Origin of the sequence: Enterococcus sp. 2201sp1_2201st1_C11_2201SCRN_220225 (assembly GCF_040925905.1) — a bacterium.
In the GTDB taxonomy this organism is placed as follows: Bacteria; Bacillota; Bacilli; order Lactobacillales; family Enterococcaceae; genus Enterococcus_C; species Enterococcus_C asini_A.
Window position 1 is genome coordinate 1 of the sequence record NZ_JBCOJC010000081.1, and the last position, 1,202, is coordinate 1,202.

At 48.7% G+C, this 1,202-nt stretch carries 3 protein-coding genes; all 3 read right to left on the reverse strand.

The features are described from left to right. Positions 1-44: 44 nt before the first annotated feature. A complete protein-coding gene (locus AB5754_RS12645; RefSeq protein WP_004295510.1) occupies positions 45-275 on the reverse strand; it encodes a hypothetical protein in 231 nt (76 codons plus the stop codon). A gap of 19 nt (positions 276-294) precedes the next feature. Continuing rightward, the gene (mbpC, locus tag AB5754_RS12650) at positions 295-747 is read right to left on the reverse strand and encodes a mobilization protein MbpC (protein WP_004295511.1); all 453 of its coding nucleotides are present in this window, start codon (positions 745-747) and stop codon (positions 295-297) included. After that, positions 704-1,202 (reverse strand): relaxase/mobilization nuclease domain-containing protein (locus AB5754_RS12655; RefSeq protein ID WP_368259638.1); only part of this gene is annotated, 499 nt, incomplete at its 5' end. The genes AB5754_RS12655 and mbpC, both read right to left, overlap by 44 nt.

Genomic DNA, 1,202 nt, shown 5'->3' on the forward strand with positions numbered 1-1,202 from the left:
ATAAGAAACAAGATTACCCGGCTGAAACACTCCGGGTAATCTTGTCAAATCAGAGGAACGATTTCCATTTCTACACCAAGTTCTTTCATCTGCTGTTGTATTTCCTCGCTGCTTAGTTTCTCTCTCGCCAGTGCAAGCCCATGAAAGGCGTCCCAGCCTGCCGGCTTCGAAACGATACTACCGTTTAGGACGGCATGGGTGATTTCGCCGCCGGACTTCGCACCCTTGTTCAGTATGAAGAAGAACCGGGGTTCTTCGTGTTCCGTTGTTCCCATAATTCGTAAAGTTAGATGTTTATTTATTCCCCTTTTGTTCCCTTGCCTGCTCTTGGTAGTATTCATAATACTGCTTGTAGTTGTCCCGGTCTTTGGCTGCATCCGTCCAAAGATAGCACATGAAACAAGCGAACAATAGGGAGATAACAGCACAAAGGATTGAGTAGAACGAAATTCGTTTGTCCACATAACCGCCGTTTTTCATTCTGTACCCCTGCCGTTCAAAGTCCGCCAACACGTTTTTTAGGCGATTTTCGGCACTTTCAAGGCTTTTCCCGTCTATTTGTACCTTTCGGGCTGTTGCGTCCTCTATGCGCTTCGTATAGACTTCAACACGCTTTAGTTCTTGATACACCAGTTCTACCGCAAGCTGCGGGTTTACCCTTGGCGTTGTATCTTTTCTTTTCCGGGGGCTGTACTGTCCCTGCTTAACGTTGGAAGCTGCCGCTTCCGGGTGTGAGTTTGTTTCCATGAGATATGTTCATTGAGTTGCACTTCAGTTTGCTTTGTGTCCGCTCGATAGGGGCGAGAGTGTAGCCTTTCCCTATCTCGCTCGCCTTATACTCCGTACCGCTTCGGGCTGTGACGTAGTAGCCGTTAAGTTTTCCGGTGCTTGCCCTGGCTTCCCGAACTTTAAAACCTCTCCTACCAAGTTCTTCCTTGAATTTGGTAAAGTCAAAGCCCTGCATCTTCTTCAATACGCCGTCCATGGCTTCCTTGATTTCCGCTTTGTTGACTTTGCCAATGTCCTGCGACTGTACAAAGTTCCGTTCCTTGGCTATGGCATTGGCGGCTTCCGTTGCCTTTTTCCCTATCCAGTTGTCCCGGTACAGTTCCCCGGAAAGGGAAACCCGGTTTGCCAGTATGTGCAGGTGGGCTTGCTCTTTCTTGCTCTCCGTACCGCTGTGCCGGATGATGATGTACTGG

Bases quoted from the DNA above. Each gene is read 5' to 3' on its own strand.
- AB5754_RS12645 (WP_004295510.1), bottom strand. From the start codon at position 275: ATGGGAACAACGGAACACGAAGAACCCCGGTTCTTCTTCATACTGAAC.
- mbpC (WP_004295511.1), bottom strand. From the start codon at position 747: ATGGAAACAAACTCACACCCGGAAGCGGCAGCTTCCAACGTTAAGCAG.